General features: G+C 36.4%; 14 protein-coding genes. 11 read left to right on the top strand and 3 right to left on the bottom strand.

The window, feature by feature from the left end; genetic code table 11:
* Nucleotides 1-212 precede the first annotated feature (212 nt).
* Nucleotides 213-827, bottom strand: a complete 615-nt coding sequence (locus MKY90_RS22825) for a PH domain-containing protein (RefSeq protein ID WP_000473869.1) — start codon at nucleotides 825-827, stop codon at nucleotides 213-215.
* Nucleotides 828-1,142: 315 nt separating this feature from the next.
* Between MKY90_RS22825 and MKY90_RS22820 the strand changes: the two genes are divergently transcribed.
* From MKY90_RS22820 to yihA, 7 genes are all read left to right on the top strand, one after another.
* The gene (locus tag MKY90_RS22820) at nucleotides 1,143-1,391 is read left to right on the top strand and encodes a hypothetical protein (RefSeq protein WP_001983650.1); all 249 of its coding nucleotides are present in this window, start codon (nucleotides 1,143-1,145) and stop codon (nucleotides 1,389-1,391) included.
* A 198-nt stretch (nucleotides 1,392-1,589) separates the two neighbouring features.
* Nucleotides 1,590-2,588 (top strand): hypothetical protein, encoded by a 999-nt coding sequence (locus MKY90_RS22815; RefSeq protein WP_199627456.1) that lies wholly within the window; start codon nucleotides 1,590-1,592, stop codon nucleotides 2,586-2,588.
* A gap of 310 nt (nucleotides 2,589-2,898) precedes the next feature.
* Complete coding sequence (gene tig, locus MKY90_RS22810; RefSeq protein ID WP_002015345.1) at nucleotides 2,899-4,176, top strand: trigger factor; 1,278 nt, start codon at nucleotides 2,899-2,901, stop codon at nucleotides 4,174-4,176.
* Between the two features lie 264 nt (nucleotides 4,177-4,440).
* Nucleotides 4,441-5,700, top strand: a complete 1,260-nt coding sequence (gene clpX, locus MKY90_RS22805; RefSeq protein ID WP_000472285.1) for an ATP-dependent protease ATP-binding subunit ClpX — start codon at nucleotides 4,441-4,443, stop codon at nucleotides 5,698-5,700.
* A 106-nt stretch (nucleotides 5,701-5,806) separates the two neighbouring features.
* Nucleotides 5,807-7,477: an ATP-dependent protease LonB gene (gene lonB, locus MKY90_RS22800; RefSeq protein WP_002034202.1), complete on the top strand. Its 1,671-nt coding sequence runs from the start codon at nucleotides 5,807-5,809 to the stop codon at nucleotides 7,475-7,477.
* 185 nt (nucleotides 7,478-7,662) lie between these two features.
* Entirely contained in the window at nucleotides 7,663-9,993 is a 2,331-nt protein-coding gene (gene lon, locus MKY90_RS22795) for an endopeptidase La (RefSeq protein WP_002034201.1), read from the top strand.
* On the top strand, nucleotides 9,990-10,586 hold the full coding sequence (gene yihA, locus MKY90_RS22790; RefSeq protein ID WP_002088829.1) for a ribosome biogenesis GTP-binding protein YihA/YsxC: 597 nt from the start codon (nucleotides 9,990-9,992) through the stop codon (nucleotides 10,584-10,586). The genes lon and yihA overlap by 4 nt, the downstream gene beginning before the upstream one ends.
* 35 nt (nucleotides 10,587-10,621) lie before the next feature.
* Here yihA and MKY90_RS22785 read toward each other — a convergent pair whose 3' ends face one another.
* Together MKY90_RS22785 and MKY90_RS22780 are read right to left on the bottom strand one after the other, a co-directional pair.
* Complete coding sequence (locus MKY90_RS22785; protein ID WP_002015349.1) at nucleotides 10,622-11,038, bottom strand: organic hydroperoxide resistance protein; 417 nt, start codon at nucleotides 11,036-11,038, stop codon at nucleotides 10,622-10,624.
* A gap of 2 nt (nucleotides 11,039-11,040) precedes the next feature.
* Nucleotides 11,041-11,493: a MarR family winged helix-turn-helix transcriptional regulator gene (locus tag MKY90_RS22780; RefSeq protein WP_002034199.1), complete on the bottom strand. Its 453-nt coding sequence runs from the start codon at nucleotides 11,491-11,493 to the stop codon at nucleotides 11,041-11,043.
* A 417-nt stretch (nucleotides 11,494-11,910) separates the two neighbouring features.
* Between MKY90_RS22780 and hemA the strand changes: the two genes are divergently transcribed.
* The 4 genes from hemA to hemD are packed head-to-tail and all read left to right on the top strand — an operon-like array spanning nucleotide 11,911 to nucleotide 15,793.
* Nucleotides 11,911-13,242 (top strand): glutamyl-tRNA reductase, encoded by a 1,332-nt coding sequence (gene hemA, locus MKY90_RS22775; protein WP_002129273.1) that lies wholly within the window; start codon nucleotides 11,911-11,913, stop codon nucleotides 13,240-13,242.
* A gap of 17 nt (nucleotides 13,243-13,259) precedes the next feature.
* Nucleotides 13,260-14,093, top strand: coding sequence for a cytochrome c biogenesis protein (locus tag MKY90_RS22770; protein ID WP_002015354.1), 834 nt, complete (start codon nucleotides 13,260-13,262; stop codon nucleotides 14,091-14,093).
* 15 nt (nucleotides 14,094-14,108) lie between these two features.
* Nucleotides 14,109-15,038 carry a hydroxymethylbilane synthase gene (gene hemC / locus MKY90_RS22765; protein ID WP_002034194.1) on the top strand — a complete coding sequence of 310 codons (930 nt, stop codon included), beginning with the start codon at nucleotides 14,109-14,111 and terminating at the stop codon, nucleotides 15,036-15,038.
* Between the two features lie 2 nt (nucleotides 15,039-15,040).
* Entirely contained in the window at nucleotides 15,041-15,793 is a 753-nt protein-coding gene (hemD, locus tag MKY90_RS22760; RefSeq protein ID WP_078422013.1) for a uroporphyrinogen-III synthase, read from the top strand.

Here is a 15,793-nt window from a genome sequence, read left to right as displayed (position 1 = left end):
TAGTGCTTTCAGCGTTGACGCAGAACTACTATATAGCGTATAATGTTAATTAACAAAAACGGTCAGTTGACCGCACAAATGAACGTTCAGCAAGCGATGAAAGAATCGTTTATATATCGTAGGTAATTGACGGGTCGGGAGTTCGAATCTCTCCTGGGACGCTAAAAAAACCTTGTTATCTTTTGATAACAAGGTTTTTTGTTTGTTTTAAATTAGTTATTAATAAATTTTTCAAAGACAAAACCGTAATCTTTCACGTTATATTGCTTTTTCGTATCAACGAGCCAGTTAAAGGCGATCTCGTTCATCTCTTTAAACTGTTCTGCTAAATTTACTTGTGCATTTGAAATACGGCTGAAAGCGTTAGATGCCATATCTAAACTTTTATGTGCATACTGCAATGTAATGTCGTTGTCGTATGAAATTTCTTCGATTTTAAGAAGAGCCTTATATAAATCTTTTAATTCTTCAATATGTTTTTTATGAACATCAATTGAGTAATGCTCATCTCCCATTTGAAATTTAATTTCTACATCTAAATCAATCGTTCCTGCAGTTTCAAGTGCTACGTTTTTAATTTGATATTTACTATAGCTAAAGCGGCGTAATGTACGTTTTTTGCTTGTGGCACTTGTACCATCTAGGTGAATTAATCCTTTGTTTGTAAAGCAATATTCATCCGATTTTGATTTAATAAGAAAGTAAATTTTCTCCCCATCTTCATGCATTACGTAATCATCAGCATCAACCTTATCATAATCTTTTGGTGTAATGACAGAACCTACATCGCTTAATCCTAAAACATCAGCTGCCATTTTTTTGAACATATATAATCCCCCTTGTAAATTAAATTCTTAATTTTACAAAAATACATTAACATGATTTTAAACTTATTTTTGAAATCTTACAACTCTGTAAGGTAAGTGTAAGGAAGTTCGATGGTAACAAATTACTAATCTTATATAATGAAGATAACAACGATAAATGAGGAGGAAGAGATGATGAAAGGATTAATCGTAACGGGTTTAACAGTAGCTTTTGGGTTTGTGGCGTATGAAAAGTTAACATATGTAATTGATGTTGTAAAACATTTAGTAGCGTAGAAAAAACTGCCATGAGAGGGAAAGGGAATGAGTGAATGAATGGAATGGTTATTTGGAATTATAGGTACTTGTAGTGTAGTTTTATTGTTCTTTGTCCCAAGTGGTATACTTAGTTCGACAACGAGTTTGTTCTTTTTAAGTTTGTTTGCTTGTACGATGCTTATTATTATGTTTTTAATGAAGCGAAGTAAACCAATCTTCTATTTTAGCATGATTGTTATGGCAATTATTGTTCTCCAAATTATTACCCTTGTTATATACCCCACAATTATAAAAGCTTTCCATTAATGATGAACCCTCTGCCGTCTGTTGCTGAGGGTTTTTGTTTGTGAAAAATGAATTTCATTTAGAAGTTTGTTGCTTTTTTGTTATGAAAATAGAATATTCCTATATTTCAAATAAATAATTTTGGAATGTTGTGTTCTCATTACGCATTTGATATATTTACTTTGAAGATCATTAAAATCTAGAAAAAGAGGCGGACGTATGGATAAAAAAGAAAATACGGTCGTATTGTTTCCGCAACTATCAGAACGCTATATTGATAAAGGTTTTTTAGCGTTGAAAGAGCGGGAATTCGAAGATGCATTGCGCTGCTTTGAAATATTACGTCAGTATAATGCAGAAACGGAACAAACAGAATTAGCTTCCGTTATTTGTTTGCTAGAATTAAAACGTATGGAAGAAGCGAAAGAAAAATGTGAGCAGTTACTTGAAACAGGAGCTGTATTATTTGGTGATATTCTTGAAACGTATGTAACTATTTTAGTTCAAACAAATGATTATGAAGGTGTCATTGAAACTGTTGAGGAAGTTTTGCAAACGAAAGATATAATTCCTGAGCAAAAGGAAAAATTGGCGCAGCTTGCTTTGTTTGCACAAGGGATGCTGAATGCAGAAGATACACCGCTAGTGGATTCGAATTTTGAATTAGAAGAATTTACCGATGGGCTTTTTGGAGAAAACTTTGGTCAAAAGCTAAGAGTGATCCAGAAACTTTCGTTAAAAGACCTGGATCTCGCACTTCCTACTTTAAAGAAATTTTTAATAGACGAAGATCAGCACCCTTATTTAAAAACTTCTATTTTGTATAAAATGGTAGAAAATCAAATAGAAGAAGAGATAGAAGTAGAGAAGTTTGGAAATACGATAAAGGTGATTCCAGCATTTACAGGTCGTAATGAGGAGCAATCCGATAAAATTATACATAAATTCTCAAACCGATTAGAGCAAAATTATCCAGATATATTTAGTACGATGGTTACATACTGGAAAGAATTACAAATTAGCATTTTTCCGTTCCCTCTATTAATGGATAAAGTAGAAATTTGGGCTGCTGTCTTAGAGAGAATTGGAAGAAAGCGTTTCGGATTGGCTATTGATGAAGAAGAACTTATGACAGCGTACAATATTGAGTTTGAGGAATTTCATATTGCCTATCAATGGTTACTGCGCATTGAAAGAGAAGGGTATTTGCCCGTATAATTATGAAAAAGAATCGTTCAGTTATTGAAACGAGCACATTCTATGTTATAATGTAAGGGTTGCAAAAGGCAGAAATCTGCCTGTTTGTAAGAGAAGAGGAGTATAATTCTCTTACTTAATATGTTTCATATTAGTCTCGAACAAAATATACCGTAGTTGTCTTTTAGACAATTAGTAGATTGGAACATTGTATCTGAAAGCTTTTTGCTAGAGGGTTATTTGTACATTTGTTATTTCAAGAAAGAGATAATAAAAATTTTGATCTATAGAGGTATGTGCATACATTATTATAGTTGGAGGGAAAGAATAAATGTCTACAAAATGGGAAAAATTAGAAGGTAACGTTGGCGTTTTAACAATCGAAGTTGATGCTAAAGAAGTAAATAACTCTATCGACGCTGCATTCAAAAAAGTAGTAAAAACAATTAATGTACCAGGTTTCCGTAAAGGGAAAATGCCTCGTCCATTATTCGAACAACGCTTTGGTATTGAATCTTTATACCAAGATGCTTTAGATATCATCTTACCAAAAGCATACGGTGAAGCAATCGATGAAGCTGGTATCTTCCCAGTTGCTCATCCTGAGATTGACATCGAGAAATTCGAAAAAGGCCAAAACTTAATTTTCACTGCAAAAGTTACTGTAAAACCTGAAGTTAAATTAGGTGATTACAAAGGTTTAGCAGTAGAAAAAGTTGAAACAACTGTAACTGACGAGGATGTAGAGAACGAAGTAAAAGCTTTACAAGAGCGTCAAGCTGAACTAGTTGTTAAAGAAGACGGAACTGCTGCAGATGGTGATACAGCTGTAATCGACTTCGAAGGTTTCGTTGATGGCGAAGCATTTGAAGGCGGAAAAGGCGAAAACTATTCTCTTGCAATCGGTTCTGGTACTTTCATCCCAGGTTTCGAAGAGCAAGTAATTGGTCTTAAATCTGGTGATTCTAAAGAAGTTGAAGTATCATTCCCAGAAGAGTACCATGCTGCTGAATTAGCTGGTAAACCAGCAACATTCAAAGTAACAATTCACGAAATCAAAACAAAAGAACTTCCTGAGTTAAACGACGAGTTCGCTAAAGATGCTGACGAAGAAGTTGCAACTCTTGATGAATTAAAAACAAAACTTCGTACAAACTTAGAAGAAGGCAAAAAGCACGAAGCTGAGCACAAAGTACGTGACGAAGTAGTAGAATTAGCTGCTGCTAACGCTGAAATCGACATTCCAGAAGCTATGATCGACACTGAGTTAGATCGTATGGTTCGTGAATTCGAGCAACGTTTAAGCCAACAAGGTATGAACCTTGAGCTTTACTACCAATTCACAGGTACTGACGCTGACAAATTAAAAGAGCAAATGAAAGAGGATGCACAAAAACGTGTAAGAATCAATCTTGTTCTTGAAGCTATCATTGAAGCTGAAAACATCGAAGTTACTGAAGAAGAAGTAACTGCAGAAGTTGAAAAAATGGCTGAAATGTACGGTATGCCAGTAGACGCTATCAAGCAAGCTCTTGGAAGCGTAGACGCTTTATCTGAAGATCTTAAAGTGCGTAAAGCTGTAGACTTCTTAGTAGACAACGCTGCATAATAAAATAACAAGGCGCGATTTTAATCGTGCCTTGTTTTATAAATATAGAAATATATTTATAAAACTTTTCGATGAAGAAGGAAAAGTGCCTTTGTAAGTCGAATATACATATTTCAAAAGTTTTAAAATTTTTTTATTTGTACATAACTAGTCATATTATTTGTATTTCTCGCTACGTAGTGACATAATATGTATTTACATACGATACATTTATCGTGTACATACGAAGGCAAGAGGTTAGCACTTTGTAAGGGGTGTGAAAATATGTTTAAATTTAATGATGAAAAAGGTCAATTAAAATGTTCTTTCTGTGGTAAAACACAAACGCAAGTTCGAAAGTTAGTTGCAGGTCCAGGTGTTTACATTTGTGACGAGTGTATCGAGCTTTGTACTGAAATTGTACAAGAGGAGCTTGCGAAGGACGAAGAAGTAGAATTCAAAGATGTACCGAAACCGGTAGAAATTCGTGAAATCTTAGATGAGTATGTCATCGGACAAGATAACGCGAAAAAAGCACTAGCGGTAGCGGTATATAACCATTACAAACGCATTAATTCTAACAGCAAAATTGATGATGTAGAATTAGCGAAGAGTAATATTTCACTTATTGGGCCAACTGGTAGTGGTAAAACATTATTGGCACAAACATTAGCGCGTATTTTAAATGTTCCATTTGCAATCGCGGACGCAACATCTTTAACAGAAGCTGGATACGTTGGGGAAGATGTAGAAAACATCTTACTAAAACTAATTCAAGCGGCTGATTACGATGTAGAAAAAGCGGAAAAAGGAATTATTTATATTGATGAGATTGATAAAGTGGCACGTAAGTCCGAAAATCCATCAATTACACGTGATGTATCTGGTGAAGGTGTACAGCAGGCACTTCTGAAAATTTTAGAAGGTACTGTAGCGAGCGTTCCACCTCAAGGTGGTCGTAAGCACCCGCATCAAGAGTTTATTCAAATTGATACAACGAACATCCTATTCATTTGTGGTGGAGCGTTTGATGGCATCGAGCCTATTATTAAACGTCGCCTTGGTGAGAAAGTAATTGGATTTGGTGCTGAGAAGAAAAATGCTGATGTAAATGAGAAGCATGTTTTATCTCACGTTTTACCAGAGGATCTTTTAAGATTCGGTTTAATTCCGGAGTTTATCGGTCGTCTTCCAGTTATTGCGAACCTAGAGCCGCTTGATGAAGATGCTCTTGTAGATATTTTAACTAAACCGAAAAATGCACTTGTTAAGCAATTCCAAAAATTATTGGAGCTTGACGATGTTGAGTTAGAGTTTGAAGAAGGTGCACTAGTTGAGATTGCGAAAAAAGCAATTGAACGTAAAACAGGTGCTCGTGGACTTCGTTCTATTATTGAAGGCTTGATGCTTGATGTAATGTTCGAACTTCCATCTCGCAAAGATATCGAGAAGTGTATTCTTACGAAAGAAACAGTAGCTGATAATGAACCGCCGAAATTGGTGTTACAAGACGGTACTGTACTTGATACAAAAACATCTGCATAATGCGAAGAAGAAACAGCAATTTTTATAATTGCTGTTTTTCTTTATGTTTAGCACTATTCCTCCCAGGAAATACTAAAAGGTAAAACATAGCGGGAGGAAATGAATTATGAGCTGGACAAATATATTTTTACTTGTTCAACTTGTTTTTGGCGTAATTGTCGGATTGTATTTTTGGCATTTACTTCGAAATCAGCGAACACAAAAAGTTTCAATTGATCGAGAATCGAAAAAAGAATTAGAGCAGCTTCGTAAAATGCGTGAGGTTTCTTTAACAGAGCCGCTTGCGGAAAAGGTACGTCCTACATCCTTTATAGACATTGTAGGGCAAGAAGACGGGATTAAGTCGTTAAAAGCGGCTCTTTGTGGTCCTAATCCGCAACATGTGATCATATACGGTCCGCCAGGTGTCGGAAAGACAGCGGCAGCACGCCTTGTATTAGAAGAAGCGAAACGAAATCCGAAATCTCCATTTCGTACAAATGCAACATTTATCGAACTTGATGCGACGACAGCTAGGTTTGATGAGCGTGGTATTGCGGATCCATTAATTGGTTCAGTGCATGATCCTATTTATCAAGGAGCAGGTGCAATGGGACAAGCGGGTATCCCGCAACCGAAAAAAGGGGCTGTAACAGATGCGCATGGTGGTATTTTGTTCATTGATGAGATTGGTGAATTACATCCAATTCAAATGAATAAAATGCTAAAAGTGTTAGAAGATCGGAAAGTGTTTTTGGAAAGTGCGTATTATAGTGAAGAAAATTCGATGATTCCAACGTATATACATGATATTTTTCAAAAAGGTTTACCTGCAGATTTTCGCTTAGTTGGTGCAACGACACGTTCACCAGAGGAAATTCCTCCTGCAATTAGGTCGCGTTGTTTAGAAGTGTTCTTCCGTGAGTTAGATACAGAAGAAATTCAAAAAGTAGCGAAAAATGCAGCTGACAAAGTGGAGATGCAAGTAGGTGAGAACGGTATCGAAATGATTGGAATGTATGCAAGAAATGGGCGAGAAGCAATTAATCTCGTGCAAATTTCTGCTGGTATGGCGATAAATGAAGAACGACCTTTCATTAAAGATGAAGATATTGAATGGGTTGTTCATTCTAGTCAGCTTACACCAAAGTACGAAAAACGTATTTATCCAATTCCGAGAATCGGTCTTGTGAACGGGCTTGCTGTATATGGGCCGAATACAGGTGCGTTATTAGAAATTGAGGTAACAGCTATTCCTGCGAAAGATAAAGGATCAGTAAATGTCACTGGAATTGTAGAAGAGGAAAGTATTGGAAATCAAACGAAATCAATCCGCCGTAAAAGTATGGCGAAAGGTTCTGTTGATAATGTGTTAACAGTACTTCGTTCTCTAGATGTGTTGCCAGAAGGGTATGATATACATATTAATTTTCCTGGTGGTATCCCGATTGATGGTCCTTCAGCAGGTATTGCTATGGCAACAGGTGTCTATTCAGCAGTGCATCGTACGTATGTGAATAATGAAGTAGCGATGACAGGTGAGATAAGTATCCACGGAGAAGTGAAGCCTATTGGTGGTGTGTACGCAAAAATAAAAGCTGCGAAAAAAGCGGGAGCTAAGAAAGTCATCATTCCGGCTGAAAACATGCAACCATTTTTGTATACAATAAAGGGAATTGAGATCATTCCTGTTCGCAAATTAAAAGAAGTATTTGAATTAACATTTATGCAGGAAAATATGCATCGTGAGCTTGATGCACATAATGATTTGGACGAAACAGATGCACAATCAATGTGAGAATATACAATAATAAAAATTTGCCAGACTTCGTTTAAGTTTGTATGCTTAAGCGGAGTCTTTTTTCTTTTCGTGAGGCACAAAAAAACAGGGGATTAACAATTGCGAAGAATCTCTGCAATTGCATCTAGATGTATTGTAATATAAAATAGTTGAACAGGAGTTTAATTTATTATGGAGGTGCTATGTCTAGTATGAATACGAATGAAAGAATTGTGCCCCTCCTACCATTAAGAGGCATTCTCGTATATCCAACGATGGTTCTGCATCTTGATGTAGGACGTGATAAATCGATACAAGCACTAGAGCAGGCGGCAATGGATGAAAATATCATCTTTTTAGCAATGCAAAAAGAAATGAATATCGACGATCCGAAAGAAGATGACATATATAGTGTAGGTACAGTGGCGAAAGTGAAGCAAATGTTAAAATTGCCGAACGGTACGCTTCGTGTCCTTGTAGAAGGTTTACATAGAGCAGAAGTAGTAGAGTTTATCGAAGAAGAAAATATAGTGCAAGTTTCTATTAAAACGGTAACGGAAGAAGTAGAAGATGATTTAGAAGAGAAGGCTCTTATGCGTACGTTACTGGAGCATTTCGAACAATATATTAAAGTTTCGAAAAAAGTTTCAAATGAAACATTTGCAACGGTAGCTGATGTAGAAGAACCGGGAAGACTAGCTGATTTAATTGCTTCTCACTTACCGATTAAAACGAAGCAGAAACAAGAGATTTTAGAGATTGTATCTGTGAAAGAACGACTACATACACTTATTTCAATTATTCAAGATGAACAAGAGTTACTTAGCCTAGAAAAGAAAATTGGACAAAAAGTGAAACGTTCAATGGAGCGCACGCAAAAAGAATATTTCTTACGTGAGCAAATGAAGGCAATTCAAACTGAACTTGGTGATAAAGAAGGCAAGGGCGGGGAAGTTGAAGAACTTCGTGAGAAAATTGAACAGTCGGGAATGCCTGAAGAAACAATGAAGGCTGCACTGAAAGAATTAGATCGTTATGAAAAATTACCTGTAAGTTCTGCTGAGAGTGGTGTCATTCATAATTATATTGATTGGTTATTAGCTCTCCCATGGACAACAGCAACAGAGGATATGATTGACCTCACTCATTCGGAAGAAATTTTAAATAAAGATCATTACGGTCTTGAAAAAGTGAAAGAGCGAGTACTTGAATATTTAGCTGTACAGAAGTTAACGAATTCATTAAAAGGGCCAATTCTTTGTCTAGTAGGACCTCCTGGGGTTGGGAAAACTTCGTTAGCTCGTTCTATCGCAACATCGTTAAACCGTAATTTTGTACGTGTTTCTCTTGGTGGTGTGCGTGATGAATCTGAAATTCGTGGTCACCGTCGTACATATGTAGGAGCGATGCCAGGACGTATTATTCAAGGTATGAAGAAGGCGAAAACAGTTAATCCAGTCTTCTTATTAGATGAGATTGATAAAATGTCTAACGATTTCAGGGGAGACCCATCAGCGGCGTTACTTGAAGTGTTAGATCCAGAACAAAACCATAACTTCAGTGATCATTACATTGAAGAGCCATATGATTTATCGAAAGTTATGTTCGTTGCAACTGCTAATACACTTGCAAGTGTTCCGGGCCCATTGCTTGACCGTATGGAAATCATTTCAATTGCTGGTTATACAGAACTTGAAAAGGTGCACATTGCTCGTGAGCATTTATTGCCGAAACAATTAAAAGAGCACGGTTTGCGAAAAGGTAATTTGCAAGTACGTGATGAAGCGCTTCTTGAAATTATTCGTTATTATACACGCGAGGCTGGTGTTCGTACGTTAGAGCGTCAAATTGCAAAAGTTTGCCGTAAAGCAGCAAAAATTATCGTTACAGCAGAACGCAAGCGCATTGTTGTAACAGAGAAAAATATTGTTGATTTACTTGGTAAGCATATATTCCGTTATGGTCAAGCTGAAAAAACAGACCAAGTTGGTATGGCAACAGGTTTAGCTTACACAGCAGCGGGCGGCGATACACTTGCAATTGAAGTGTCTGTAGCGCCAGGAAAAGGGAAATTAATTTTAACAGGGAAACTTGGGGATGTTATGAAAGAATCCGCACAAGCCGCGTTTAGCTATATTCGTTCTCGTGCAGAAGAACTTCATATTGATCCGGATTTCCATGAGAAAAACGATATTCATATTCATGTTCCAGAAGGAGCAGTTCCAAAAGATGGACCATCAGCAGGTATTACGATGGCAACGGCACTTATTTCTGCACTAACAGGTATTCCTGTAAGTAAAGAAGTTGGTATGACAGGTGAAATTACACTTCGTGGTCGTGTATTACCGATTGGTGGTTTGAAAGAAAAAACATTAAGTGCTCACCGCGCGGGATTAACAAAAATTATTTTACCGGCGGAAAATGAGAAAGATTTAGATGATATTCCAGAGAGCGTAAAAGAAAACCTTACGTTTGTGCTTGCATCTCATTTAGACGAAGTATTGGAGCACGCATTAGTAGGAGTGAAACAATGAAAGTAACAAAAGCAGATATTGTAATTAGTGCCGTTAAACCGGAACAATATCCAGACAGTGATTTACCAGAAATTGCCTTAGCAGGTCGTTCTAATGTCGGGAAGTCTTCCTTTATTAATAAAATTTTAAATCGTAAAAAGTTAGTACGTATTTCTTCTAAACCAGGAAAAACGCAAACGCTGAACTTTTTCTTAATCAATGAAATGATGCATTTTGTTGACGTTCCAGGTTATGGATATGCGAAAGTATCTAAAACAGAGCGCGCGGCATGGGGCAGAATGATTGAAACTTACTTTACAACACGTACGCAATTAGACGCAGCTGTATTAGTAGTTGATTTACGTCACCAACCAACAAAAGATGACATTATGATGTATGATTTCTTAAAGCATTATGAAATCCCAACAATTATTATTGCAACGAAAGCCGATAAAATTCCGAAAGGGAAATGGCAAAAGCATTTAAAAGTTGTAAAAGAAACGCTTGCTGTTGAAATTGGCGATGAAATCGTTCTATTCTCTTCTGAAACAGGACTTGGAAAAGAAGAAGCATGGAAAGCAATTCATAAAATGACAAAAACAAAAAACGCGTGACGAATGTCGCGCGTTTTTTGTTATTTACTAAACTTTTAGCGTACGTTTAATGTAACTTCAATATTTCCTCTTGTTGCTTTAGAGTAAGGACATACACCGTGAGCGGCTTCTACAAGTTCTTGTGCTTCGGCATGAGAAACACCAGCAACATGTACGTCAAGTACAGCAGATAGTCCGAAACCACCATCTGTATCTTTACCGATAGAAACGTGTGCAGTCACTTCTGTACTTTCCACCTTCATACGTTTTGTACGAATTACAAGTTGTAATGCACTATCAAAGCAAGCTGCATAACCAGCTGCAAATAATTGTTCTGGATTTGTTGCTTCTCCGCCTGCGCCACCTAGTGCTTTTGGCATTTTTACATCAAGATTTAATATGCCATCATCTGAAACTACCTTACCGTTTCTTCCACCTGTTGCTGTTACTGAAGCAGTATATAATTTATCCATGTTTATTCCCCTTTTCTGTCATTAATTTTTTTCATTGTTTCAATTAACGTGTTTAATTGGATTAATAAAGAATGATATTCTTGTTCTGTAATGCCTAAATTTGTAGCCATCGTTGTTGGTAATGAACAAGCTATTTCTTTTAAATCTTTACCTTGTTTTGTTAATTCAATACAAACTTTTCGCTCGTCTTCTTTTGAACGAACACGTTGTACAAGTTTTAATGATTCCATACGTTTTAACATAGGTGTTAAAGTACCAGAATCTAAAAATAGACGTTCTCCAATTTCTTTTACTGTTAGTCCGTCTTGTTCCCAGAGTACGAGTAAAGTAATGTACTGGGGATACGTAATGCCCATTTCTTCTAAATAGGGGCGGTAAAAACGGGTAACCTCTCTAGAACAAGCGTAAATAGAAAAACAAAGTTGGTTATCTAGATGCAAAGGATTTTCTTTCATAGGCAACTCCTTGTATTTTTAAATTGTGCACAATTTAATTTTGTAAAACCAATATAACGAAAAAGAAATACAATGTCAAATGCATTGCATCGAGAAAGTGAGTACTATATTTTGGAACAATCATACATATTTTCCTTCATGATGAAAGAAGATAGAAAAGATGATGTTATAATTAATATGGAATAGTTTCCATCACTTGATTATGAGGACTTTTTTTGGTAACGTACAAATAGAGTTGTTATTTTATAATTATTATAAAGTAGAAAGTTCTTTATTAATCTTACTGAAGCTCCTTTATTACATATGGAGAATAAATAAAAAATAATCAGTTGTTCACACGATTGTCAGATTCATAAGAGGAAAGTTGTATTATGATAGTAGATAAAGTGATAAAACGGGTGAAGGGGGACATGCTGCGTGCATATTCTTGTTGTTAGTGTAAATTATCGAACAGCCCCTGTAGAATTTCGTGAGAAACTCACATTTCAGGCAGCAGAGCTAGAGCAAGCAATGACTACATTACAAAACCAAAAGAGCGTGCTAGAAAATGTCATTGTATCAACTTGTAATCGCACTGAGATTTACGCTGTTGTCGATCAATTACACACGGGACGGTATTACATTAAGAAGTTTTTAGCTGATTGGTTTCAGCTTGAAATAGAAGAAATCGCACCATACTTGTCTATTTTTGAACAAGATGGCGCAATAGATCATTTATTCCGCGTAACGTGCGGTTTGGATTCTATGGTTGTTGGAGAGACGCAAATTTTAGGTCAAATAAAAGATAGCTTTTTAGAAGCACAACAAGTAAAAGCGACAGGTACAATTTTTAATGAGTTGTTTAAGCAAGTGGTTACGTTAGCAAAACGTGCGCACTCAGAAACAACGATTGGTGAAAGTGCGATGTCTGTTAGTTATGCTGCTGTTGAGCTCGGAAAGAAAATATTTGGCGATTTAACAGATTGTCATGTACTTATTCTTGGTGCGGGTAAGATGGGTGAACTTGCACTGCAAAACTTATACGGAAGTGGAGCTCGTAAAGTAACGGTTATGAATAGGACGCTTACGAAAGCGGAAGTGATGGCTGAGAAATATATGGGACATGCAAAGCCTTTAAGTGAATTGCAATGTGCATTATTAGAAGCGGATATTTTAATTAGTTCAACGGGTGCATCAGAATATGTCATTACGAAAGAAATGATGACAAAAGTAGAGAGAATGCGCTCTGGTCGTCCGTTATTTATGGTTGATATTGCAGTACCACGTGATATTGATCCAGCGATTGATGAATTAGAAGGCTCTTTCTTATATGATATCGACGATCTGCAAGGTGTAGTTGAAGCAAACCGTGCTGAACGTTTAAAAGAAGCAGAGAAAATTCAATTTATGATTGAAGAAGAAATGGTTTTATTTAAAACGTGGTTAAGTACGCTAGGTGTTGTACCGTTAATATCAGCTCTTCGTGATAAAGCGCTAGCAATTCAAAGTGATACGATGGAAAGTCTTGAGCGAAAAATACCAAACCTTAGTGATCGTGAGAAAAAAGTAATTAGTAAACATACGAAAAGTATTATTAACCAATTGTTAAAAGACCCAATTTTAGTAGCTAAAGAATTAGCTGTTGAAGAGGGAGCTGGCGAAAAATTAGCTTTATTTGCGAAGATTTTTGATTTAGAAGTGGAAGAAGCGGGAAATACGGAAGAAGTAGAACATAAAAGAGCGTGGACACCATCCGTTCCATCTTTATAACTTGGAAGGATGATCGGATGAGTTTTTTAAATAACAGTATTATTTATCATATTGCAATTATTTTATATGCTTGTAGCATTAGTTTATATTTTATAGATTATTTCCAAAGTAACCGAAAGGCGAACCGCTTTGCTTTTTGGTTACTTTCGATTGTATGGGTTCTGCAGTCTATCTTTATGTTGCTTAGGGCTACAGATTCAGAAACGAATCCTATTTTAACTTTATTATCAGGGATTTATTTTTATGTTTGGTTATTGATTACGATGTCATTAGTCATTAATCGATTTATGCGTATTGACTTTTTAGTCTTTTTTACAAATGTTGTAGCATTTGGCGTAAGCGCTTTTTCTATTTTTACACCGCTCGGGAAGATGTCGCCAGTACTTGCAGAGCAATTAGTTTCAGAACTTGTATACGTGCATGTCGGTATGGCGATTATTTCTTATGCAACGTTTACTGTATCGTTTATTTTTTCTATTATGTATTTATTGCAATACCGACTATTAAAAAAGAAAAAGTGGAATGCGAGATTAAGAAGATTAGGAAATTTGCCGAAGCTTGAATCTATGTCTTACGGATTAAATTTATTTTCTGTTCCGTTTTTCTTATTAGCAATTATATTAGGATGCATATGGGGATATACAAAATTGGATAATTTCCATTGGTATGATACGAAAGTAATTGGGTCTTTTGTCGTTCTATTTGTATATTGCGTGGGCTTATATTTACGAGCAGCAGATGTGTTGCAAGGTAAGAAAATTGTGCAGTGGAATATCGGGGCATTTCTCGTAATGCTAGTTAACATTTTTCTATTAAGCAGTTTATCTAATTTCCACTTTTGGTATTTATAATGAGGAGAGAGAATTATGCGCAAAATTATTGTAGGTTCACGAAAGAGTAAACTAGCATTAACACAAACTAATTGGTTTATTGATCAATTAAAAGCGCTTGGTTTACCATATGAATTTGAAGTGAAAGAAATCGTCACAAAAGGTGATGTTATTTTAGATGTTACTCTTTCAAAAGTAGGCGGAAAAGGTTTATTTGTAAAGGAAATTGAACATGCGTTACTTACGAAAGAAATTGATATGGCTGTACATAGTATGAAAGATATGCCAGCTGTACTTCCAGATGGATTAACGATTGGTTGTACGCCAAAGCGCGTTGACCCTCGTGATGCTTTTATTTCTAAAAACGGAGAATCGTTTAAAGACTTAGCAGAAGGCGCGATCTTAGGAACGAGTAGTTTGAGACGTAGTGCACAACTACTAGCTGCGAGACCAGATTTACAAGTGAAATGGATTCGCGGGAATATCGATACACGCTTACGTAAGTTAAAAGATGAAGATTACGATGCAATTATTTTAGCGACAGCTGGATTACAGAGAATGGGCTGGGACGGAGAAGTTATTACAGAACATTTAGATGAAACGTTATGTGTACCAGCCGTAGGACAAGGTGCATTAGCGATTGAATGTCGTGAGGATGATACGGATTTACTTCAGTTGTTAGCGCATATTAATGATGCAGTAACAGAAAGAACAGTGGCTGCTGAACGAGTATTTCTTCATAAACTTGAAGGTGGATGCCAAGTTCCAATCGCTGGATATGCAACTCTTAAAGAAAATGATGCAATCGAATTAACAGCGCTTGTCGGTTCTATGGACGGTTCTGTTTTATTGAAAGAGATAGTAGTAGGTAATGATCCGAAGCAAGTTGGATTAGAGGCTGCGGACCGTTTAATTAAACAAGGAGCAAAAGAGCTCATCCTTGCTGCAAATAAGGAGCAACAATAAATATGAACGCTCTCGCTGGCAAAACAGTATTGATTACACGTGCCCAGCACCAAGCGAAACAAATGAGTGTAGCAGTGAAAGAAAGGAGCGGAATTCCATTGGAAATTCCGCTTTTGCGTATGGAAGGTACGTCTCATAGGCAAATTCAACACATAGCAGGGCAGCTACATTCGTATGACTGGGTTATTTTCACGAGTAAAAATGGTGTAGCTTTTTTTCTAGATAGTTTGAGAAAGAAGCTCCCCGGACTGATTAAAATTGCTGCAGTAGGCGTGAAAACAAAGTTAGAGTTAGAAAAGCGAGGCTATCAAGTAGAGTTTGTTCCCACTGCATTTGTTGCAGAAACATTTGCCGAAGAGTTTCTAAAAGAATTAAGTGGAAACGAGCGTATTTTATTTCCGAAAGGGAATTTAGCAAGAGATGTAATCCCGGTTAAACTTAGGGAGTTTGGTGTTTTTCTAGATGAGTTAATTGTATATGGTACGAAGGTGAATGTAGAGAAAAAACAAGAACTTATAACAGCATTGAAATTAGGGGAAGTAAATATTATTACATTTACGAGCCCTTCAACTGTTGATAGTTTTGTTCGTTTACTTGAGGGTACAAACTGGAGAGAATGGACGAAAAAATGTACAATTGCTTGTATAGGGCCTATTACGGAAAAAGAGGCGAACCTCTATTTTCCACATGTTATTGTGCCAAAAGAGTACACTGTAGAAGCATTACTGCAATGCATTTGTGAATCTATAAAATAA

The sequence above is a fragment of the Bacillus sp. FSL P2-0099 genome (assembly GCF_038007445.1).
In the GTDB taxonomy this organism is placed as follows: domain Bacteria; phylum Bacillota; class Bacilli; order Bacillales; family Bacillaceae_G; genus Bacillus_A; species Bacillus_A mycoides.
The sequence above is the reverse complement of the archived record's forward strand: the minus strand, read 5'-3'. Positions and strand labels throughout refer to the sequence as shown.

Excerpts from the sequence above, each read along its gene's own strand:
- MKY90_RS22825 (WP_000473869.1), bottom strand. The coding sequence starts at position 827 with ATGTTCAAAAAAATGGCAGCTGATGTTTTAGGATTAAGCGATGTAGGT.
- MKY90_RS22820 (WP_001983650.1), top strand. The coding sequence starts at position 1,143 with ATGGAATGGTTATTTGGAATTATAGGTACTTGTAGTGTAGTTTTATTG.
- MKY90_RS22815 (WP_199627456.1), top strand. The coding sequence starts at position 1,590 with ATGGATAAAAAAGAAAATACGGTCGTATTGTTTCCGCAACTATCAGAA.
- tig (WP_002015345.1), top strand. The coding sequence starts at position 2,899 with ATGTCTACAAAATGGGAAAAATTAGAAGGTAACGTTGGCGTTTTAACA.
- clpX (WP_000472285.1), top strand. The coding sequence starts at position 4,441 with ATGTTTAAATTTAATGATGAAAAAGGTCAATTAAAATGTTCTTTCTGT.
- lonB (WP_002034202.1), top strand. The coding sequence starts at position 5,807 with ATGAGCTGGACAAATATATTTTTACTTGTTCAACTTGTTTTTGGCGTA.
- lon (WP_002034201.1), top strand. The coding sequence starts at position 7,663 with ATGTCTAGTATGAATACGAATGAAAGAATTGTGCCCCTCCTACCATTA.
- yihA (WP_002088829.1), top strand. The coding sequence starts at position 9,990 with ATGAAAGTAACAAAAGCAGATATTGTAATTAGTGCCGTTAAACCGGAA.
- MKY90_RS22785 (WP_002015349.1), bottom strand. The coding sequence starts at position 11,038 with ATGGATAAATTATATACTGCTTCAGTAACAGCAACAGGTGGAAGAAAC.
- MKY90_RS22780 (WP_002034199.1), bottom strand. The coding sequence starts at position 11,493 with ATGAAAGAAAATCCTTTGCATCTAGATAACCAACTTTGTTTTTCTATT.
- MKY90_RS22770 (WP_002015354.1), top strand. The coding sequence starts at position 13,260 with ATGAGTTTTTTAAATAACAGTATTATTTATCATATTGCAATTATTTTA.
- hemC (WP_002034194.1), top strand. The coding sequence starts at position 14,109 with ATGCGCAAAATTATTGTAGGTTCACGAAAGAGTAAACTAGCATTAACA.
- hemD (WP_078422013.1), top strand. The coding sequence starts at position 15,041 with ATGAACGCTCTCGCTGGCAAAACAGTATTGATTACACGTGCCCAGCAC.